The organism is Pseudomonas sp. KCJK9000, from assembly GCF_046230725.1.
Classification (GTDB): Bacteria; Pseudomonadota; Gammaproteobacteria; order Pseudomonadales; family Pseudomonadaceae; genus Aquipseudomonas; species Aquipseudomonas promysalinigenes.
Genome location: NZ_JBJJLN010000035.1, coordinates 1 through 20,043, shown reverse-complemented (window position 1 = coordinate 20,043; position 20,043 = coordinate 1). Strand labels below are relative to the sequence as shown.

Below are 20,043 nucleotides of genomic sequence, written 5' to 3'. Positions count from 1 at the left end.
AACGGCGTTGGCCCGGGCCATGCACCCCTCGCATGCCCGCGCCAGCCCTCATCAGCTCCCGTTCTGCAGGCGTAAAACTTTGAAAGCAGCTTCTGTAAGGATTCTTTGCGACCCTGGTTGGGCGGCCCAAAAGGCCGTGGCAGCGCATGGGTGCATCGAATGCTGGATGAGCGTCCCGGACTCCCTTTAGGGACCACTGATGAGGGTAATAACTGTGCTTGAAGCCTACCGCAAACACATCGAAGAGCGTGCCGCCCTGGGTATCGTGCCCCAGCCGCTGAACGCCGAACAAACTGCAGGCCTGGTCGAGCTGCTGAAGAACCCGCCGGCCGGCGAAGAAGCCTTCCTCGTAGACCTGATCACCAACCGCGTTCCACCAGGGGTGGACGAAGCTGCCTACGTCAAGGCTGCATTCCTCTCTGCCGTCGCTAAAGGTGAAGCCAAGTCGCCGCTGATCGACCGCAAGCACGCCACTGAACTGCTGGGTACCATGCAGGGCGGCTACAACATCGAAACGCTGGTCGCGCTGCTGGACGACGCCGAACTGGGCGCCGTCGCGGCCGAGCAGCTCAAGCACACCCTGCTGATGTTCGACGCCTTCCACGATGTAGCCGAAAAGGCCAAGGCCGGCAACGCTCACGCCAAGGCCGTGCTGGAATCCTGGGCTGCCGGCGAGTGGTTCACCTCGCGCCCGGCCATCGCCGACAAATACACCCTGACCGTGTTCAAGGTACCTGGCGAAACCAATACCGACGACCTGTCCCCTGCCCCGGACGCCTGGTCGCGCCCTGACATCCCACTGCACGCTCTGGCCATGCTGAAAATGGCCCGTGACGGCATCGAGCCTTCCCAGCCAGGCTCCGTGGGCCCGCTGGCCCAGATCGAAGCCGTGAAAGCCAAAGGCTTCCCGGTTGCCTATGTGGGTGACGTGGTCGGTACCGGCTCTTCGCGTAAGTCCGCCACCAACTCGGTGCTGTGGTTCTTCGGCGACGACATCCCGTACGTGCCGAACAAGCGCGCCGGTGGCTTCTGCTTCGGCACCAAGATCGCCCCGATCTTCTACAACACCATGGAAGACGCAGGCGCCCTGCCGATCGAGTTCGACTGCACCAACCTGGCCATGGGCGACGTCATCGACGTTTACCCTTACAAAGGCGAAGTGCGCCGCCACGGCAGCGATGAGCTGGTCACCGAGTTCACGCTCAAAACCGAAGTGCTGCTGGATGAAGTCCGCGCTGGTGGCCGTATTCCGCTGATCGTCGGCCGTGGCCTCACCGAGAAAGCCCGTGCAGAACTGGGCCAAGGCCCGTCGGACCTGTTCAAGAAGCCAGAACAGCCTGCCGATACCGGCAAGGGCTTCACCCTGGCACAGAAGATGGTCGGTCGTGCCTGCGGCCTGCCAGAAGGCCAGGGCGTGCGCCCAGGTGCCTATTGCGAACCGAAGATGACCACTGTCGGCTCCCAGGACACCACTGGCCCGATGACCCGCGACGAGCTCAAAGACCTGGCGTGCCTGGGCTTCTCAGCTGACCTGGTGATGCAGTCGTTCTGCCACACCGCGGCGTATCCGAAGCCGATCGACGTCACCACCCACCACACCCTGCCAGACTTCATCCGCACCCGTGGCGGCGTGTCGCTGCGCCCAGGTGACGGCATCATTCACAGCTGGCTGAACCGCATGCTGATGCCTGACACCGTGGGTACCGGTGGCGACTCGCACACCCGCTTCCCGATCGGCATCTCGTTCCCGGCAGGTTCCGGCCTGGTGGCGTTCGCCGCCGCCACCGGGGTCATGCCACTGGACATGCCAGAGTCGATCCTGGTGCGCTTCAAGGGCAAACTGCAGCCAGGCATCACCCTGCGTGACCTGGTTCACGCCATCCCTTACTACGCCATCCAGCAGGGCCTGCTGACCGTCGAGAAGAAAGGCAAGAAAAACGCCTTCTCTGGCCGCATCCTGGAAATTGAAGGCCTGGACGAACTGACCGTCGAACAAGCCTTCGAGCTGTCCGACGCTTCGGCTGAGCGCTCCGCTGCCGGCTGCACCATCAAGCTGCCAGAGAAGGCCATCGCCGAGTACCTGCAGTCGAACATCACCCTGCTGCGCTGGATGATCGGCGAAGGCTACGGCGATGCCCGCACCCTTGAGCGTCGCGCTCAGGCCATGGAAGCCTGGCTGGCCAAGCCAGAGCTGCTGTCGGCAGATGCCGATGCCGAATACGCCGAGATCATCGAAATCGACCTGGCCGACGTCAAGGAGCCTGTGCTCTGCGCGCCGAACGACCCGGACGATGCCCGTCTGCTGTCTTCGGTACAGGGCGAGAAGATCGACGAAGTGTTCATCGGCTCGTGCATGACCAACATCGGCCACTTCCGCGCTGCCGGCAAGCTGCTGGAGAAGGTCAAGGGCGGTATCCCCACTCGTCTGTGGCTGGCCCCGCCAACCAAGATGGACGCTCACCAGCTGACCGAAGAAGGCTACTACGGTATCTACGGCAAGGCCGGTGCGCGCATGGAAATGCCAGGCTGCTCGCTGTGCATGGGTAACCAGGCACGTGTGCAGACCGGTTCGACCGTGGTATCCACCTCGACCCGTAACTTCCCGAACCGTCTGGGTGACGCTACCAACGTGTACCTGGCCTCGGCAGAGCTGGCGGCAGTCGCCTCGATCATCGGTAAACTGCCGACCGTCGAAGAGTACATGCAGTACGCCAAAGACATCGACAGCATGGCTGCCGACGTGTACCGCTACCTGAGCTTCGACCAGATCGCCGAGTTCCGCGAAGCAGCGGCCAACGCCAAGATCCCGGTGGTCCAGGCGTAAGCTGAGCAATACGCTGTAAAAGAAAACCCCGGCGCAATGCCGGGGTTTTTTCGTCTAGCGTGCCCGTTTCGCGGGTCACCCGCGCAAGCACCAGCATGCTGACGCTTGGCAAGCGCAGGTCGCGGCTTACCCGCTATCCCTTAGAAGCTATCGCCAGGCACGCGAACCCAGCCCTCCATCAACACCCGAGCACTGCGGCTCATGATCGCCTTGGTCACCGTCCACTGGCCGTCTACCTGGCGCGCTTGGGCCCCCACCCGCAAGGTGCCGGACGGGTGGCCGAAACGCACGGCGCTGCGCTCGCCGCCGCCTGCAGCGAGGTTGACCAGCGTACCTGGAATGGCGGCGGCAGTACCGATGGCAACCGCTGCGGTGCCCATCATCGCGTGGTGCAGCTTACCCATGGACAACGCACGCACTAGCAAGTCGATGTCACTGGCCTCAACCGCCTTGCCACTTGAGGCTGTGTAGGCGGCAGGGGGCGCGACGAAGGCCACCTTCGGGGTGTGCTGCCGCCCCGCTGCCTGGTCAATGTGCTCGATCAGGCCCATGCGCACTGCGCCATAAGCGCGGATGGTCTCGAAACGCTGCAGCGCTTGAGGGTCGCCGTTGATCGCATCCTGCAATTCCGTACCGGTGTAACCGATGTCGGCGGCATTGACGAACACGGTTGGGATACCGGCATTGATCAGGGTCGCCTTGAAGGTACCGACGCCGGGCACCTCCAGATCGTCCACAAGGTTGCCGGTAGGAAACATCGCACCAGCGTCACCCTCCTCGTCGGCGGCCGGGTCAAGAAACTCGAGCTGCACTTCGGCCGCCGGAAAGGTCACGCCGTCGAGCTCGAAATCACCGGTTTCCTGCACTTGGCCTTCGGTGATCGGCACATGGGCGATGATGGTCTTGCCGATGTTGGCCTGCCAGATACGCACAGTGGCCAGACCATTGCGCGGAACACACGCAGGGTCGACCAGCCCATTGCTGATGGCGAACGAGCCAACCGCCGCCGAGAGGTTGCCACAGTTGCCGCTCCAGTCGACGAAGGCCTTGTCGATAGCGACCTGGCCGAACAGATAGTCGACGTCATGGCCAGGCTTGATGCTCTTGGACAGGATTACCGTCTTGCTGGTACTGGAGGTGGCACCGCCCATGCCATCGATCTGCTTGGCATAAGGGTCGGGGCTGCCGATCACCCGCAACAGCAACGCGTCGCGGGCCGGGCCTGGGACCTGAGCCACCTCCGGAAGGTCTTGCAGACGGAAGAATACGCCCTTGCTGGTACCGCCACGAATGTAAGTAGCAGGAATCTTCACTTGCGCTGGATGTGCCATATTCATGTCCTGTTCAAGCGGTCGCTTCGAGGAAATCCTGGGCAAAGCGCTGAAGCACCCCGCCGGCTTCGTAGATCGACACTTCCTCTGCAGTGTCCAGGCGGCAGGTCACCGGCACCTCGACCCGCTCACCATCACGCCGCGTCACCACCAGGGTCAGCGTCGCCCGCGGCGTGCGCTGGCCGAGCACGTCGTAGGTTTCACTACCATCTAATCCAAGGGTCTTGCGGTCGGTGCCCGGTTGGAATTCCAGCGGCAATACGCCCATGCCCACCAGGTTGGTACGGTGAATGCGTTCGAAGCCCTCGGCGACGATGGCTTCGACACCGGCCAGGCGCACGCCCTTGGCCGCCCAGTCACGGGACGAACCTTGGCCATAATCGCCGCCGGCGACGATGATCAACGGCTGCTTGCGCTGCATGTAGGTTTCGATGGCCTCCCACATACGCGTCACCTTGCCTTCCGGCTCGATGCGCGCCAGCGAACCTTGCCTGACGCTGCCGTCGTCGTTGCGCACCATCTCATTGAACAGCTTGGGGTTGGCGAAGGTTGCCCGCTGGGCGGTCAGATGGTCGCCACGATGCGTGGCGTAGGAGTTGAAGTCTTCCTCTGGCAAGCCCATCTTCGCCAGGTATTCACCCGCGGCGCTGTCGAGCAGAATGGCGTTGGATGGCGACAGGTGATCGGTGGTGATGTTGTCCGGCAGTACCGCCAGCGGGCGCATGCCGCGCAGGGTGCGCTCACCGGCCAGCGCACCTTCCCAATAGGGCGGGCGACGGATGTAGGTGCTCATAGGGCGCCACTGATAAAGCGGGGCCACTTTCGGCCCGCGGTCCTCCTCGATGGCGAACATCGGAATGTAGACCTTGCGAAATTGCTCAGGCTTGACCGCCGCGCGCACAACGGCGTCGATTTCTTCGTCGCTGGGCCATATATCCTTGAGGCGGATTGGCTTGCCGTCGACCACCCCCAACACATCCTTTTCGATGTCGAAGCGAATGGTGCCGGCAATCGCGTAGGCCACTACCAGAGGGGGCGAAGCCAGGAACGCCTGCTTGGCATACGGGTGGATACGCCCATCGAAGTTGCGGTTACCCGACAGCACAGCAGTGGCGTACAGGTCGCGGTCGATGATCTCCTGCTGGATCAGCGGGTCCAGCGCCCCAGACATCCCGTTGCAAGTGGTGCAGGCAAAGGCGACGATCCCAAACCCTAGCTGCTCCAGCTCGCGCTCCAACCCCGCCTCCTTCAGATACAGCTGCACGGCCTTGGAGCCCGGGGCCAGGGACGATTTAACCCAAGGCTTGCGAGTGAGCCCGAGCCTGTTGGCGTTTCGCGCCAGCAGGCCTGCGGCAATCACGTTGCGCGGGTTGCTGGTGTTGGTGCAACTGGTAATGGCGGCGATGATCACTGCGCCGTCTGGCATTTGCCCAGGCACTTGCTCCCAGGCACCCGCGATGCCCTTGGCCGCCAGGTCACTGGTAGCAACACGAGCATGGGGGTTGGACGGGCCGGCCATGTTGCGGACCACGCTCGACAGGTCGAAGCTCAGCGTGCGTTCGTACTGCGCGCAGGTCAGGCTGTCAGCCCATAGGCCGGCGACCTTGGCGTAGGTTTCCACCAACTGTACCTGCTGGTCATCGCGACCGGTCAGCTTGAGGTAGTCGATGGTTTGCTGATCGATGGCGAACATCGCGGCCGTGGCGCCGTACTCAGGTGCCATGTTGGAGATGGTGGCGCGGTCGCCCAAGGTCAGGGCTCGCGCACCCTCGCCATGGAATTCTAGGTAAGCACCGACGACTTTCTGTTTACGCAGGAATTCGGTCAAAGCCAGCACCAGGTCAGTGGCCGTGATGCTAGGCGCCAGCCTGCCGGTCAGCTCGACGCCAACGATTTCCGGCAGGCGCATCCACGAGGCACGGCCGAGCATGACGTTTTCCGCTTCCAGGCCGCCCACACCGATGGCGATTACCCCCAAGGCATCGACATGCGGAGTGTGGCTGTCGGTGCCGACACAGGTATCGGGGTAGGCGACGCCCCCTTCACTGTGGATCACCGGCGACATCTTCTCCAGGTTGATCTGGTGCATGATGCCGTTACCGGGCTGGATCACGTCGACGTTCTTGAAGGCTTTCTTGGTCCAGTTGATGAAATGGAAGCGGTCTTCGTTGCGCCGGTCTTCGATGGCGCGGTTCTTTTCGAACGCCTCTGGAACATACCCGCCGCACTCGACCGCCAAGGAGTGGTCGACGATCAACTGCACCGGCACCACCGGGTTGACCTTGGCCGGGTCGCCGCCTTTATCGGCGATGGCATCGCGCAGGCCCGCGAGGTCGACCAAGGCAGTCTGGCCAAGGATGTCATGGCACACCACTCGGGCTGGGAACCAAGGGAAGTCCAGATCGCGCTTGCGCTCGATCAGTTGGCCCAAGGAGGCATCGAGGGTGGCCGGGTCGCAGCGACGCACCAGGTTTTCGGCAAGTACGCGAGAGGTGTAGGGCAGGCTGTCGTAAGCACCGGGCTTGATGGCCTCGACGGCAGCGCGGGCATCGAAGTAGTCCAGGGCTGTGCCTGGCAGGTTCTTGCGGTATGCAGTGTTCATCATTCGGGCTCGGTCACAGGGTTCGCAAGGCTCGCCCGCCTCCACTGGGGAAACGGGTCGGCTCCCTTTGTCTATTTCAGCGCTGTTCGATCGGCACGAACTGGCGCTGCTCGACGCCGACGTACTCGGCGCTTGGGCGAATGATGCGGTTGTTGGCGCGCTGCTCGAACACATGAGCGGCCCAACCCGTCAAACGCGAGCAGACGAAGATCGGGGTGAACAGCTTCGTTGGAATGCCCATGAAGTGGTACGCCGAAGCATGGTAGAAGTCGGCATTGGGGAACAGGCGCTTCTGCTCCCACATGGTCTTGTCGATGGCCTCGGATACCGGGTAGAGCACCTTGTCACCCACTTCGTCGGCCAGCTGTTTCGCCCAGCCCTTGATCACCTCATTACGCGGGTCGGATTCTTTGTAGATCGCATGGCCGAAGCCCATGATCTTGTCCTTGCGCTCCAGCATGCGCAGCAGTTCAGCCGTTGCCTCTTGCGGGCTCTGGAAGCGCTCGATCAGCTCCATTGCCGCTTCGTTGGCGCCCCCGTGCAGCGGGCCGCGCAACGCGCCGATGGCGGCGGTGATGCAGGAGTAGAGATCGGACAGGGTCGAGGCACATACACGGGCGGTGAAGGTGGAGGCGTTGAACTCGTGCTCGGCGTACAGAATCAGCGAAACGTTCATGACCTTGACGTGCAGCTCGCTCGGTTGCTTGCCGTGCAGCAGGTGCAGGAAATGGCCACCCAGCGTGTCTTCGTCGCTGTTGCAATCGATACGCACGCCGTGATGGCTGAAGCGGTACCAGTAGCACATCACCGCAGGGAACACAGCCAGCAGGCGGTCGGTCTTCTCGCGCTGAGCTTCGAAGGTCAGTTCGGGCTCCAAGGTGCCCAGCATCGAGCAACCGGTGCGCATCACATCCATCGGGTGTGCATCACGCGGGATGCGCTCCAGCACTTCCTTGAGCGCTTGCGGCAGGTCACGCAGGCCCTTGAGCTTGTGCTTGTAGTCGGCAAGTTCCGCCTGGCTCGGCAGTTCGCCGTACAGCAGCAGGTAGGCGACTTCCTCGAACTCGGCAGTGGCGGCCAGGTCACGCACGTCATAGCCACGGTAGGTCAGGCCAGCACCGGCCTGGCCCACGGTCGACAAAGCGGTCTGACCGGCCACCTGACCACGTAGGCCAGCACCACTGAGTACTTTTGCTTCGGCCATGGTGTTTCTCCTTTCTTGAACTTGTTATGGAAATCTTGGCTGATTGGGCAGGTGTCGCTCAGCCCTTTTTCTGGGCGAACAACGCATCGAGGCTCTGTTCGAAGGCGTGGTAACCGATGGCATCGTAGAGCTCCATGCGGGTTTGCATGGTGTCGATCACGTTCTTCTGGGTGCCATCGCGGCGCAGCGCGGTGTACACGTTTTCGGCCGCCTTGTTCATGGCGCGGAATGCCGACAGCGGGTACAGCACCAGTGATACATCGACCGAGGCCAGTTCTTCGGTGGTGTAAAGCGGTGTAGCGCCAAATTCGGTAATGTTGGCCAAAATCGGCGCCTTCACTCGGTCGGCGAACGTCTTGTACATCGAAAGCTCAGTAATGGCCTCTGGGAAGATCATATCGGCCCCGGCTTCGACGCAAGCAGCGGCGCGGTCCAACGCAGCGTTCAGGCCTTCCACTGCCAAGGCATCGGTGCGCGCCATGATCACGAAGCTGTCGTCGCTTCGCGCATCCACCGCCGCCTTGATACGGTCGACCATCTCCTGCTGTGAGACGATTTCCTTGTTCGGCCGGTGACCGCAACGCTTGGCGCCAACCTGGTCTTCGATATGAATGGCCGCCGCGCCGAACTTGCACATCGACCGAACGGTGCGGGCAACGTTGAAGGCCGAAGCGCCGAAACCGGTGTCGACATCCACCAGCAAGGGCAGATCGCACACGTCGGTGATACGGCGTACATCGGTCAGCACGTCATCCAGCCCACTGATACCCAAGTCTGGTAGGCCGAGCGAGCCTGCGGCAACCCCGCCTCCGGACAGATAGATGGCCTTGAAACCGGCACGTTTGGCCAGCAACGCATGGTTGGCGTTGATTGCACCGACCACCTGCAGGGGGTGCTCGGCGGCAACGGCGTCGCGAAAACGCTGACCGGGGGTGCTCTTCACAGTCATTTCTCACCTCGTGGGCTATTGTCGTTGGCGTCCAGGTAGTGACGCTCGATATTGCGCTTGGACGCACCGATGTGGCGGCGCATCAGGAGTTCGGCCAGCTCGCCGTCGCGGCCTTCGATGGCATCGAGGATGCGGTGATGTTCGGCAAAAGCCTGGTGTGGGCGGTTGGGCGTGGCGGAAAACTGGATGCGGTACATGCGCACCAGTTGGTACAACTCACCGCAGAGCATCTTTACCAACGTCTGGTTGCCACTGCCGTGAATGATCCTGTAGTGGAAGTCGTAGTCGCCTTCCTGCTGGTAATAGCCTAGCCCAGCCTGAAAGGCAGCATCGCGCTCGTGGGTATCGAGCACCCGGCGTAGCTCGTCGATGTCAGCCTGGCTCATGCGCTCGGCCGCCAGGCGGCAAGCCATGCCCTCGAGGGACTCGCGGATTTCGTACAGCTCGATCAGCTCGGCGTGGCTCAGCGACACTACCCGCGCGCCCACATGGGGTACACGCACCAGCAGGCGCTGGCCCTCCAGACGGTGTATCGCTTCACGCAGCGGGCCGCGGCTGATGCCATAGGTACGGGCCAGCTCAGGTTCGGAAATTTTACTGCCAGGGGCGATGTCGCCTTTGACAATAGCCGCCTGGATGCGCCGAAAGACGTTCTCCGACAAGGTTTCCGTTTCGTCCGAGTCCGCCGGAATCGGGGTGGATAGGTCCAGCATATTGTCGACACCTTTCGAATCGCCTGAGCAGAAACTAGCGAATTAGTAGCGGAGAGTCAAAGCACAAAGGAATATTGTCGACAATCGTCTAATGCAGAACTTACCCATCCATAGCGTTGTCAGATCGCGGCACGCTGGCGTCAAGACGCCGGCATGGTAGAATGCCGCGCCTTCAATGGAGCATGGATAGTGCGCTTGTCATCAATTCATGTTGTTGACAGATGAACGAGGAAGCTTGCGCAGCCGTTGCCAGTCCCCCTCTGCCCCGAACTCTGCACAGCTCAACACCGCGCCAGGATTATGAGACTCACACCCGTATTATTGTTGTTATGCTTCACCTTGCTGCCGGCCTATGGCCAGGCCGCGGGCAAGACCGTTTATGGTTTGAACGAATATGCACGGCTCGGCGATCTGGACTTGGAAGTAGCCGCCAAGCTCGACACCGGAGCCAAGACCGCGTCGCTCAGCGCCCGCGACATCAAGCGCTTCAAGCGCAATGGTGAGAGCTGGGTACGCTTCTATCTGGCCATCGATGCCGCCCACTCGCATCCTATCGAGCGCCCCTTGGCGCGTGTCAGCAAGATCAAACGCCGCGCCGGCGACTATGATGCAGAATCCGGCAAGGCGTACACGGCTCGCCCAGTGATCGAACTTGAAATTTGCATGGGCCAGGCCCGGCGCACCATCGAAGTCAACCTCACCGACCGTAGCGCTTTCCAGTTCCCGCTGCTGATCGGCTCCGAGGCGCTCAAGCACTTCGACGCCCTGGTCGACCCAAGCCTTAAATACGCGGCCGGCAAACCTGCCTGTGCCAAAGACGCTCCCAAAGCAGAGTAATTCCGATGCGCTCTCTTACCCTCCATCTGAAAGTCCTGATCACCGTACTGGTGTTGCTCGGCGTTGCGGTCACGGCCTATCAGATATTCGTGCTCGGCATTCCAGTGACCGAAGACGAAACTGACGACTTGTGGAACATCGACGCCAAGGTTGAGTTCGTCGCCAGCGCCAAAGACCCGGTCAAGATCCAGATGTTCGTACCGCCTTTGAACCGTGACTATGTCAGCCTCAATGAGAGCTTCATCTCCAACAACTACGGCGTGAGCATCAATCGCGTCGACGGCAACCGCAAGGTGACTTGGTCGGCGCGGCGCGTCAGCGGCAATCAGACGCTGTACTACCGCTTGGTACTGACCAAGCGCTACAGCAGCGAAAAAGCCACCATCAAAGGGCCTACTTTCCGCGACAGCCTGGCCATCGATGGCCCGGAAAAGATCGCCGCCGAAGCCTTGATGGCCCCGATCCGCCAGCATTCGGCAGACGTCGAAACCTTCGTCAGCGAAACCATCAAGCGTGTCAACAACCTCAACGACGACAACGTCAAGCTGCTACTTGGCGGCGACACCTCGCCGATGAAAAAGGCCCAGGTCATCGACTTGCTGCTGTCGATCGCCCATGTACCGATGGAAAAAGTCCACACCATCCGCCTGATCGCCGATACACCGCAAACGCCTGAGCTGTGGCTGCGCAGCTTCAATGGTAACGACTGGCTTTACTTCAACCCGGATACCGGCGAGCAGGGCCTGCCGTCCGACCGCCTGCTGTGGTGGACCGGTGACGACAACCTGATCACCGTCGATGGCGGCAAGAAAGCCAACGTCACCTTCACCATGAACAACAGCGAGATGAATGCCATCCGCCTGGCCAAGCTGACCGACGAGAACACCGACGCGGACTTCCTGGAATACTCTCTGTACGGCCTACCGCTGCAGACTCAGCAAACCTTCATGATCATGGTGATGATCCCGATTGGCGTACTGGTCATTCTGATCTTGCGCAACCTGATCGGCATCCAGACCCTGGGGACCTTCACGCCGGTGCTGATCGCGCTGGCCTTCCGCGAAACCCAGCTGGGCTTCGGCATCGTGCTGTTCACGGTCATCACGGCGCTGGGCTTGTCGCTGCGCTCTTACCTGGAACACCTGAAGCTGCAGATGCTGCCGCGCCTTTCGGTGGTACTGACGTTCGTGGTGGTACTGATCGCTGCCATCAGCCTGTTCAGCCACAAGCTGGGCCTTGAGCGCGGCCTGTCGGTGGCGCTGTTCCCGATGGTGATTTTGACCATGACCATCGAACGCCTGTCGATCACCTGGGAAGAACGCGGCGCTGGCCATGCCATGAAAGTGGCGATCGGCACCCTGTTTGCAGCGTCCCTGGCACACCTGCTGATGATGGTGCCAGAGCTGGTGTACTTCGTCTTCACCTTCCCCGCTGTGCTGCTGATTCTGGTGGGCTTCATGCTGGCGATGGGTCGCTACCGCGGCTACCGCCTGACCGAGCTCGTGCGTTTCAAGGCATTCCTGAACAAGGCTGACCACTGATGTTTGGCTTGATCAAGACATGGAAAGCCCTGGAGGCCCGGGGCATCATGGGTATCAACCGGCGTAACGCGGACTATGTACTGAAGTACAACAAGCGCAGCCTCTACCCGATTGTCGACGACAAGATCATCACCAAGGAGCGGGCCCTGGCTGCCGGCATCCACGTGCCGGAAATGTACGGCATCATCGAAACCGAGAAGCAGATCGACAAGCTTCACGAGATCATTGGTGGGCGCAGCGATTTCGTCATCAAGCCGGCGCAAGGTGCTGGCGGCGACGGCATTCTGGTGATTGCCGACCGCTTCGAGGACCGCTACCGCACCGTCTCGGGCAGGATCATCAGCCATGAAGAAATCGAACACCAGGTATCGAGCATCCTCACCGGCCTTTACTCGCTGGGCGGCCATCGTGACCGCGCGCTGATCGAGTACCGGGTAACGCCCGACCAGATCTTCAAGAGCATCAGCTACGAAGGCGTGCCGGACATCCGCATTATCGTGCTGATGGGTTACCCGGTCATGGCCATGCTGCGGCTACCCACGCGCCAGTCCGGCGGTAAGGCTAACCTGCATCAGGGCGCCATCGGCGTCGGCGTGGACCTGGCTACTGGCGTGACCCTGCGAGGCACCTGGCTGAACAACATCATCAGCAAGCACCCGGACACCACCAACGCGGTGGACGGCGTACAACTGCCGAACTGGGATGGGTTCATGAAATTGGCCGCTGGCTGCTATGAACTGTGCGGGTTGGGCTATATCGGTGTGGACATGGTTTTGGACCAAGACAAAGGGCCGCTGATTCTCGAGCTCAACGCACGCCCTGGCCTGAACATACAAATCGCCAACGACACTGGCCTGACTCAACGCACCCATGCGATCGAAGCGCACATCGAAGCACTGGCCAAAGACGGTATCGTCGAGACGCCCGATGAGCGGGTGCGGGTGGCGCAGAACCTGTTCGGGCACGTGCATCCGCGGTAAGTCTGGGCCGCAAAGCGGCCCTTGCTCAAACAGGCTGTTTTATGTCGCCCCAAAGCTAGGCGCGTTCCCTGCACAGGTCTACAATCGCCGCCTCGCTTTTGTCATCGCCGCCCACACTGATGCCGACCTGTACGCTTCACCCCCTACCCTACCAGCCCGACCCGGCCGCCTACTTCGCCCCCTTGCGCGAGGCCCCCGGCGCAGTACTGCTTGACAGTGCGCGCCCCGGTGCCGAGCGTGGCCGTTTCGACCTGCTAAGCGCCTGGCCCGTACAGCAGCTGAAAGCTCAACCCAGCGAGCATGGCCGCGAGTTTCTCGAGCGTTTGCGCAACAGCCTTGCCCAGCTAGGCGATGCCACGTTGCCCGAAGGCCTCGAGCTACCCTTCGCAGGCGGCTTGATCGGCTACCTGAGCTACGACTTCGGTCGCCGGCTGGAACACCTGCCCAGCCTCGCGGCCGACGACCTTGAGCTGCCCGACGCGCAACTGGGCCTTTACGCCTGGGCCATGGTCAGCGATCACCAGATGGGCACCAGTCAACTGGTGTTCCACCCAAGCCTGGCCAAAGCTGAACGGGAACGGCTGATCTGCCTGTTCGAAGCTGCAGCTCCGGCGCCTGGCGGTGACTTCCGCTTGCTCGCCGCCATGCAAGGCGACCTGCAACCTGCCCAATACAAGGCGGCCTTCGACCAGGTGCAACGCTACATACAGGCCGGCGACTGCTACCAGATCAACCTCACCCAACGTTTTCGCGCCCCCTGCCAAGGCGACCCCTGGCGCGCTTATCAGGCGCTGCGCAAGGCTTGCCCGACACCATTTTCCGGCTATCAGCAACTGGCTGACGGCAGCGCCCTGCTGAGTTTTTCACCCGAGCGTTTCATCCGCGTCAGCCAACGCCAGGTGGAAACCCGCCCCATCAAGGGCACACGGCCCCGCTCGGCCGACCCCGCCGAGGACGCACGCAATGCCCAGGAGCTGCGCCACAGCCCAAAAGACCGCTCAGAGAACCTGATGATCGTCGACCTGTTGCGCAACGATTTGGGGCGTACCTGCGAGATCGGCTCAGTAAAGGTGCCAGAGCTGTTCAGCCTGGAAAGCTACCCCAACGTGCACCACTTGGTCAGCAGCATCACTGGCCAGCTGGCCTGCGACAAAGACGCCCTGGACCTGATTGGCGACAGCTTCCCCGGCGGCTCGATAACCGGCGCACCGAAGATCCGCGCCATGCAGATCATCGACGAGCTGGAGCCCACCCGCCGTGCGCTGTACTGTGGCTCGTTGCTGTATGTGGACGTACGGGGTGAGATGGACAGCTCCATCGCCATCCGTAGCCTGCTGATCAAGGATGGCCAGGCCAGTTGCTGGGGCGGCGGCGCGGTGGTGGCCGATTCCGACTGGCAGGCCGAATACGAAGAGTCGATCGCCAAGGTGCGGGTACTGATGCAGACGCTACAAAGCCTCTGAGGCCAAGGGCCAGGCGTCTGGCACGTCATTTTTTGTTACCATCACCCCACTACGAGCGCACAGCGCCACAGCCAAGATGGAAACCGCCTGATGAGCCAACCTTTCGACGTCGCCGCCCTGGCCGCGACCTATGCCAACAAATCCCCGCAAGACATCCTCAAGCTCGCCTTCGAGCACTTTGGTGATGACCTGTGGATTTCCTTCAGCGGCGCCGAGGACGTGGTGCTGGTCGACATGGCCTGGAAGCTGAACAAACAAGTCAAGGTCTTCAGCCTGGACACTGGCCGCCTGCACCCTGAAACCTACCGCTTCATCGACCAAGTGCGCGAGCATTACAACCTACCGATCGAAATCCTGAGCCCGGATCGCGCCAAGCTCGATCCGTTCGTGAAAGAAAAAGGTCTGTTCAGCTTCTACAAGGACGGCCACGGCGAGTGCTGTGGTATCCGCAAGATCGAACCCTTGCGGCGCAAGCTCGCGACCGTGAGCGCCTGGGCCACCGGCCAGCGCCGCGATCAGAGCCCAGGCACCCGTAGCCAGGTGGCTGCTCTGGAAGTCGACAGCGCCTTCTCCACACCCGAGCGCACCCTGTACAAATTCAACCCCCTGGCGCAGATGACCAGTGAAGAGGTATGGGGTTACATCCGCATGCTGGAGCTGCCCTATAACAGCCTGCACGAACGTGGGTTCATCAGCATCGGCTGCGAGCCTTGCACGCGCCCGGTTCTGCCAAACCAGCACGAACGCGAAGGCCGCTGGTGGTGGGAAGAGTCAACTCAAAAAGAGTGCGGGCTGCACGCAGGCAATTTGATCAGCAAGGCATAGATGGCAAAGGCCAGCGGGCTCGCTTGAAGCCTGAGAAGCCACTGCGGGAGCAACTGCCTAATGGCCCTGCGCTGGCTTCTTTGCGGCTAAAACCGCCCCGACGCAATCAAGATCATCTGCGCTGACAACCTTCAATCAGTGCACGGGCAACTCGACACCATCGAACAGCTCTTCGAGCTCCTGCTTGTTGTGGCACTGAATGGCCTTGGCCATCACTTCGCGGGTCAGGTGCGGAGCGAACTTCTCGATGAAGTCGCACATGAAGCCGCGCAGGAAGGTGCCACGACGGAAGCCGATCTTGGTGATGCTGGCCTCGAACAGCTCGCTGGCATCCAGCGCAACCAGATCGTTGTCTAGCTTGGTATCCACTGCCATTTTCGCAACGATGCCCACACCCAGCCCCAAGCGCACATAGGTCTTGATCACGTCGGCGTCGGCGGCGGTGAACACCACTTTGGGCGTCAGGCCGCGATGATTGAAGGCTTCATCGAGCTTCGAGCGGCCGGTAAAGCCGAACACGTAAGTCACGATCGGGTACTCTGCGACCGCTTCCAGCGTCAGCTTGGGCAGCTTGGTGAGCGGATGGCCCTGGGGTACCACCACGCAACGGTTCCACTTGTAACAAGGCATCATGATCAAGTCGCCGAACAGCTCCAGCGCTTCGGTCGCGATGGCGAAATCGACAGTGCCGTCAGCTGCCATTTCCGCAATTTGCATGGGTGAGCCCTGATGCATGTGCAGGGCCACCTCCGGGTACTGCTTGATGAAGTTGCTAATGATAGGCGGCAGCGCGTAGCGGGCCTGAGTATGGGTGGTAGCGATGGACAGCGTGCCCTTTTTCTCGTTGGAGAATTCCTGGGCGATCTGCTTGATGCTCTCGACCTTGCGCAGGATCTCGCCAGCGGTGTTGATGATGCGCTCACCAGCCGGAGTAACACGAGTCAGGTGCTTGCCGCTGCGCGCGAAGACCTCTACGCCCAGCTCATCCTCGAGTAGGCGGATTTGCTTGCTGATGCCCGGCTGCGAAGTGTAAAGGCTTTGCGCCGTCGCGGAGACGTTGAGGTCGTGATGCGCCACTTCCCAGATGTAGCGCAGTTGTTGAAGCTTCATAGGTTTCCCTCGAATCGGCGGTAGGTCAGCAGCAGCGAGCAGTGACGAGATATAACTATATTAGTGGTTATCGAAATAAAACTAGAACTATTTTGTTACACGCGCCACGGAATCATCCGACCGTTTGCTTCACAATTTCCTACGTCCAAGGTGTTGGGATAACGGCACCATGTAGGCAGGTACTGGTGATAACTGGAGCAGGCGCACCGCCGTGCGACCGATCGGCACATCCACACCGGCTCCTGCACTGTGGCTGCCGAAGATCAGCAAATCGACGCTCAGTCGCTGCGCCTGCTCGAGAATGACCTGCGCCGGGTCACCCTGACGCACGCGCACTGCCTTGATCAAAGCTAAATCTGCGTCCTCGCCCAATTCGTCACGAAAGTTTTCAAGCACCCGCTGTTCGATGTTAGCCATCACCGTGTTGACACCCTCGCTGTGCAATGCATCGAGCGTCTGTTCATCGAGGTAGCTTTGCAGCAAGGATTCGGCGAACTGGCCCATGGGCTCCACCGCGTGAATCACGTAAAGCTCTGCACCGAAGGCGCGAGCCAAGGTCAGGGCGTGCTGCATGACAAAAGGGGCGTAGACACCGAGGTCAGTGGCGTACAGCATGGAGCGGATCATTCGACCTCCTCGACTGCCGTTGCGGCAGAGCAAGATTCAGCTTAGCAGCGCCCCGGCCCTGCGCTCTGCCATCCTGCGTGGTGGCGCTGCGGCCTGCTGCGCATCAGCACGAACGATTGGCCCGATCGATGAAGGTCAGGGCCCGGTGAAGCATCTGAATGCGCGCAAGGCTGCACCCAGCCGCCTGCGCGCGAGCCAAAGGCTCGGCATAGATTGCATCCAGCTCCAGCGGGCGGCGCTGAACATGATCGTGGTACATGCTCGGCCAGTAATCGGGCATCCGCTCGGTCATCAGCAGCAATTGCTCGGCATAACCTTCTGGAAGCTCATATCCGCATGCCGCCGCCCCTTGCACCACTTCAGCCATCAATGACTTGATCAACTCGCGACTGTCGGCATCGGCCATCAGCTGCTGAGTGCTGGCGCCGAGCAACACCGAAAGGCCGTTATAGGGCACGTTCCATACCAGCTTTTGCCAACGTGCTTGGCCCAGGTCAGCCATGGCCTGAGAATCGATGCCCGCCGCCCGGAACAGCCCAGCGCCGGCTTCGACTATCGCCGCGCCGCCATCGTTGGCCGGCCCGCTGTGATAACCAAGGTTGACAGCACCCAACGCCTGGTGACGAATAATCCCCGGGGCTTGGCGATTGACGCAGATGAAACACAGGCCACCCAATAAGTGCAAATTGCCAGGCAGGCTGGCCCTCAATAGGTCTTCAACCCCCAAGCCATTCTGCAGCACCACCACCCTGGCATCGGCAGCGGCTGCCTGTTCGATCAGCGCCGCGAGCCCGGCACCACTGGTAGCCTTGGCACCGACCAACAGCCAATCACAGGGTGGCATGTCGGCAGCGCGAGCATAGGCCTTGACCGGCATGTGCAAGCTGCCAAGCACGGCGTGTTCGAGCTTGAGGCCCTGCTCGCGCACCACCTCATATTCGCTGCGCAACAAGAAATGCACATCGAACCCGGCACGGGCAAGCATCAGACCATAGAAGCCACCAATGGCACCGCTGCCAATGATACCGATACGAAGGTTGCGAGCAGCCATGTGATTCTCCAGGACGGGTTGATGCGCTTTTTTACACCTTCTCAGGTGGCCTGGCACACACAAGCACGGCTTGCCCTGCCAAATCCCATTGTCGCGCCCTCTGTAACGCGCTAAGGTTCGGCTCCCCGCTGCGAACATTATTGCTGCTGGGCCGCACGGGGATTGCTGGCGGCCGGCACCCGTGACCTGACGAGTAACACGATGGCTGATTTACCGATCGACGACCTTAACGTTGCCTCCAACGAGACCTTGATCACCCCCGATCAGCTCAAGAAGGAAATCCCCCTCAGCGCCAAGGCTTTGCAGACCGTGACTGCGGGCCGCGAAGTGGTGCGCAACATACTCGACGGCAAGGACCATCGCCTGTTCGTGGTGGTCGGCCCCTGCTCCATCCATGACATCAAGGCCGCCCATGAATACGCCGAGCGCCTGAAGGTGTTGGCCGAGGAGCTGTCCGATACGCTGTACCTGGTCATGCGGGTGTATTTTGAAAAGCCGCGCACCACTGTGGGCTGGAAGGGCCTGATCAACGACCCCTACCTGGATGACTCGTTCAAGATCCAGGACGGGTTGCATATCGGCCGCCAGTTGCTGCTGGACCTGGCCGAAATGGGCCTGCCGACCGCAACGGAAGCGCTCGACCCAATCTCCCCGCAGTATCTGCAGGACCTGATCAGCTGGTCGGCTATCGGCGCTCGCACCACAGAATCGCAGACTCACCGCGAAATGGCCTCCGGGCTGTCCTCGGCCGTCGGTTTCAAAAACGGTACCGATGGTGGCCTGACAGTCGCCATCAACGCCCTGCAGTCGGTGTCCAAGCCGCACCGTTTCCTTGGCATCAACCAGGAAGGTGGCGTCTCTATCGTCACCACCAAGGGCAATCCGTATGGCCATGTGGTACTGCGCGGCGGTAATGGCAAACCAAACTACGACTCGGTCAGCGTCGCCCTCTGCGAACAGGATTTGGCCAAGGCCAAGATCAAGGCCAACATCATGGTCGACTGCAGCCACGCCAACTCCAACAAGGACCCGGCTCTGCAGCCGCTGGTGATGGAAAACGTCGCCAATCAGATTCTCGAAGGCAACCAGTCGATCATCGGCCTGATGGTCGAGAGCCATCTGAACTGGGGCTGCCAGTCGATCCCGAAAAACCTCGACGAACTGCAGTACGGTGTGTCGGTAACCGATGCGTGCATCGATTGGGCAGCCACTGAAAAGACTTTGCGCAGCATGCGTGCCAAGCTCAAGGATGTGCTTCCTCAGCGCAACCGCGGCTGAAAAAAAGCGGGGCCAGACATGGCCCCGCTTTTTCGTTGTGTCATGCCTTGCTCGAATGGCGCTGCTGACGTTCCATGTAACGCTCAACGTATGAGCAGGAAGGGATCACCGTGTAACCCATCTGGTCGGCGTACTCGAGAGCCTTCTCGGTCAGCGCAGCTGCAATACCCCGACCGCGCAAGGCATTGGGCACGAATGTGCGATAGATATCCAGCGTCTGCTTGCCTAGGTCCATGTACGTCAGGTAGGCACGATGACCGTCCACATTGGTTTCGAACTGATGACCGGCCTGGTCATGGTGGATGGTCAACGTTTCACTCATCACTACTCCTCGCAGGCCTTTCTGGCAGACCTTAACCTTAACCGCGTTGGCTTGTCCGGCGGAGGAACCTCAGCGCCACCTCTAGGGCCTTTGACCCGACGCATTTACTAATGGTTCGTCCGAGCTGGCCACTCCAAATAGTAGGCACCATAAGCGCAAATGCTCAAGGTGGTTCGCTTTAAAAGTAGCAGAGGTTTGCTCTGAACCTCTGCGTAACAGAACCCGCAATAGGTGCCGGATGATGTTCTGCTTAAGACGCCTGGTGACACTGTAAGTCACCACTAGTTCAACAAAAAAGTTCCATTTCTACAGCCGGTTGCGGCCCCGATAGGTTTTTTTCACAATCAGCTCGAAAACCTTGACGGCGTCACCCTAGGCAACATTTT

Annotated in this window: 16 protein-coding genes; 7 read left to right on the top strand and 9 right to left on the bottom strand. The window is 60.9% G+C overall.

Features of this window, described 5'->3' with window-relative positions:
- Positions 1 to 214: 214 nt before the first annotated feature.
- On the top strand, positions 215 to 2,824 hold the full coding sequence (gene acnB, locus ACK59H_RS15815) for a bifunctional aconitate hydratase 2/2-methylisocitrate dehydratase (protein ID WP_060476794.1): 2,610 nt from the start codon (positions 215 to 217) through the stop codon (positions 2,822 to 2,824).
- Positions 2,825 to 2,964: 140 nt separating this feature from the next.
- Here the strand turns inward: acnB and prpF are convergent, their stop codons facing one another.
- The 5 genes from prpF to ACK59H_RS15790 form a co-directional block, all read right to left on the bottom strand.
- Complete coding sequence (prpF, locus tag ACK59H_RS15810) at positions 2,965 to 4,155, bottom strand: 2-methylaconitate cis-trans isomerase PrpF (protein WP_060476793.1); 1,191 nt, start codon at positions 4,153 to 4,155, stop codon at positions 2,965 to 2,967.
- A gap of 13 nt (positions 4,156 to 4,168) precedes the next feature.
- Positions 4,169 to 6,757 (bottom strand): Fe/S-dependent 2-methylisocitrate dehydratase AcnD, encoded by a 2,589-nt coding sequence (gene acnD / locus ACK59H_RS15805; protein ID WP_409264623.1) that lies wholly within the window; start codon positions 6,755 to 6,757, stop codon positions 4,169 to 4,171.
- A 76-nt stretch (positions 6,758 to 6,833) separates the two neighbouring features.
- Positions 6,834 to 7,961, bottom strand: a complete 1,128-nt coding sequence (prpC, locus tag ACK59H_RS15800; RefSeq protein ID WP_060476792.1) for a 2-methylcitrate synthase — start codon at positions 7,959 to 7,961, stop codon at positions 6,834 to 6,836.
- A gap of 58 nt (positions 7,962 to 8,019) precedes the next feature.
- Complete coding sequence (gene prpB / locus ACK59H_RS15795) at positions 8,020 to 8,910, bottom strand: methylisocitrate lyase (protein WP_060476791.1); 891 nt, start codon at positions 8,908 to 8,910, stop codon at positions 8,020 to 8,022.
- Positions 8,907 to 9,623: a GntR family transcriptional regulator gene (locus ACK59H_RS15790; RefSeq protein WP_060476790.1), complete on the bottom strand. Its 717-nt coding sequence runs from the start codon at positions 9,621 to 9,623 to the stop codon at positions 8,907 to 8,909. Before ACK59H_RS15790 ends, prpB begins: the two co-directional genes overlap by 4 nt.
- A gap of 300 nt (positions 9,624 to 9,923) precedes the next feature.
- On the opposite strand from ACK59H_RS15790, the gene ACK59H_RS15785 reads away from it, so the two are divergent.
- The 5 genes from ACK59H_RS15785 (at position 9,924) to ACK59H_RS15765 (ending at position 15,269) form a co-directional block, all read left to right on the top strand.
- The gene (locus tag ACK59H_RS15785) at positions 9,924 to 10,460 is read left to right on the top strand and encodes an ATP-dependent zinc protease (protein WP_060476789.1); all 537 of its coding nucleotides are present in this window, start codon (positions 9,924 to 9,926) and stop codon (positions 10,458 to 10,460) included.
- A gap of 5 nt (positions 10,461 to 10,465) precedes the next feature.
- Positions 10,466 to 12,001: an inactive transglutaminase family protein gene (locus ACK59H_RS15780; protein ID WP_060476788.1), complete on the top strand. Its 1,536-nt coding sequence runs from the start codon at positions 10,466 to 10,468 to the stop codon at positions 11,999 to 12,001.
- Positions 12,001 to 12,981, top strand: a complete 981-nt coding sequence (locus ACK59H_RS15775; protein ID WP_060476787.1) for an alpha-L-glutamate ligase-like protein — start codon at positions 12,001 to 12,003, stop codon at positions 12,979 to 12,981. The genes ACK59H_RS15780 and ACK59H_RS15775 overlap by 1 nt, the downstream gene beginning before the upstream one ends.
- Positions 12,982 to 13,100: 119 nt before the next feature.
- The gene (pabB, locus tag ACK59H_RS15770) at positions 13,101 to 14,444 is read left to right on the top strand and encodes an aminodeoxychorismate synthase component I (RefSeq protein ID WP_060476786.1); all 1,344 of its coding nucleotides are present in this window, start codon (positions 13,101 to 13,103) and stop codon (positions 14,442 to 14,444) included.
- Between the two features lie 90 nt (positions 14,445 to 14,534).
- On the top strand, positions 14,535 to 15,269 hold the full coding sequence (locus ACK59H_RS15765; protein WP_060476785.1) for a phosphoadenylyl-sulfate reductase: 735 nt from the start codon (positions 14,535 to 14,537) through the stop codon (positions 15,267 to 15,269).
- Between the two features lie 135 nt (positions 15,270 to 15,404).
- On the opposite strand, the gene cysB is transcribed toward ACK59H_RS15765, so the two are convergent.
- From cysB to ACK59H_RS15750, 3 genes are all read right to left on the bottom strand, one after another.
- Complete coding sequence (cysB, locus tag ACK59H_RS15760) at positions 15,405 to 16,379, bottom strand: HTH-type transcriptional regulator CysB (protein ID WP_060476784.1); 975 nt, start codon at positions 16,377 to 16,379, stop codon at positions 15,405 to 15,407.
- A 129-nt stretch (positions 16,380 to 16,508) separates the two neighbouring features.
- Positions 16,509 to 17,006, bottom strand: a complete 498-nt coding sequence (locus ACK59H_RS15755; RefSeq protein WP_060476783.1) for a universal stress protein — start codon at positions 17,004 to 17,006, stop codon at positions 16,509 to 16,511.
- A 103-nt stretch (positions 17,007 to 17,109) separates the two neighbouring features.
- Positions 17,110 to 18,057, bottom strand: a complete 948-nt coding sequence (locus ACK59H_RS15750; protein WP_060476782.1) for a putative 2-dehydropantoate 2-reductase — start codon at positions 18,055 to 18,057, stop codon at positions 17,110 to 17,112.
- A 201-nt stretch (positions 18,058 to 18,258) separates the two neighbouring features.
- Between ACK59H_RS15750 and ACK59H_RS15745 the strand changes: the two genes are divergently transcribed.
- Positions 18,259 to 19,335: a 3-deoxy-7-phosphoheptulonate synthase gene (locus tag ACK59H_RS15745; RefSeq protein WP_060476781.1), complete on the top strand. Its 1,077-nt coding sequence runs from the start codon at positions 18,259 to 18,261 to the stop codon at positions 19,333 to 19,335.
- Positions 19,336 to 19,375: 40 nt separating this feature from the next.
- On the opposite strand, the gene ACK59H_RS15740 is transcribed toward ACK59H_RS15745, so the two are convergent.
- Positions 19,376 to 19,657, bottom strand: a complete 282-nt coding sequence (locus tag ACK59H_RS15740) for a GNAT family N-acetyltransferase (protein WP_027919638.1) — start codon at positions 19,655 to 19,657, stop codon at positions 19,376 to 19,378.
- Positions 19,658 to 20,043 lie beyond the last annotated feature (386 nt).

Coding starts and splice junctions, on each gene's coding strand:
- prpF (WP_060476793.1), bottom strand. CDS start 4,155: ATGGCACATCCAGCGCAAGTGAAGATTCCTGCTACTTACATTCGTGGC.
- acnD (WP_409264623.1), bottom strand. CDS start 6,757: ATGAACACTGCATACCGCAAGAACCTGCCAGGCACAGCCCTGGACTAC.
- prpC (WP_060476792.1), bottom strand. CDS start 7,961: ATGGCCGAAGCAAAAGTACTCAGTGGTGCTGGCCTACGTGGTCAGGTG.
- prpB (WP_060476791.1), bottom strand. CDS start 8,910: ATGACTGTGAAGAGCACCCCCGGTCAGCGTTTTCGCGACGCCGTTGCC.
- ACK59H_RS15790 (WP_060476790.1), bottom strand. CDS start 9,623: ATGCTGGACCTATCCACCCCGATTCCGGCGGACTCGGACGAAACGGAA.
- ACK59H_RS15785 (WP_060476789.1), top strand. CDS start 9,924: ATGAGACTCACACCCGTATTATTGTTGTTATGCTTCACCTTGCTGCCG.
- ACK59H_RS15780 (WP_060476788.1), top strand. CDS start 10,466: ATGCGCTCTCTTACCCTCCATCTGAAAGTCCTGATCACCGTACTGGTG.
- ACK59H_RS15775 (WP_060476787.1), top strand. CDS start 12,001: ATGTTTGGCTTGATCAAGACATGGAAAGCCCTGGAGGCCCGGGGCATC.
- pabB (WP_060476786.1), top strand. CDS start 13,101: ATGCCGACCTGTACGCTTCACCCCCTACCCTACCAGCCCGACCCGGCC.
- ACK59H_RS15765 (WP_060476785.1), top strand. CDS start 14,535: ATGAGCCAACCTTTCGACGTCGCCGCCCTGGCCGCGACCTATGCCAAC.
- cysB (WP_060476784.1), bottom strand. CDS start 16,379: ATGAAGCTTCAACAACTGCGCTACATCTGGGAAGTGGCGCATCACGAC.
- ACK59H_RS15755 (WP_060476783.1), bottom strand. CDS start 17,006: ATGATCCGCTCCATGCTGTACGCCACTGACCTCGGTGTCTACGCCCCT.
- ACK59H_RS15750 (WP_060476782.1), bottom strand. CDS start 18,057: ATGGCTGCTCGCAACCTTCGTATCGGTATCATTGGCAGCGGTGCCATT.
- ACK59H_RS15745 (WP_060476781.1), top strand. CDS start 18,259: ATGGCTGATTTACCGATCGACGACCTTAACGTTGCCTCCAACGAGACC.
- ACK59H_RS15740 (WP_027919638.1), bottom strand. CDS start 19,657: ATGAGTGAAACGTTGACCATCCACCATGACCAGGCCGGTCATCAGTTC.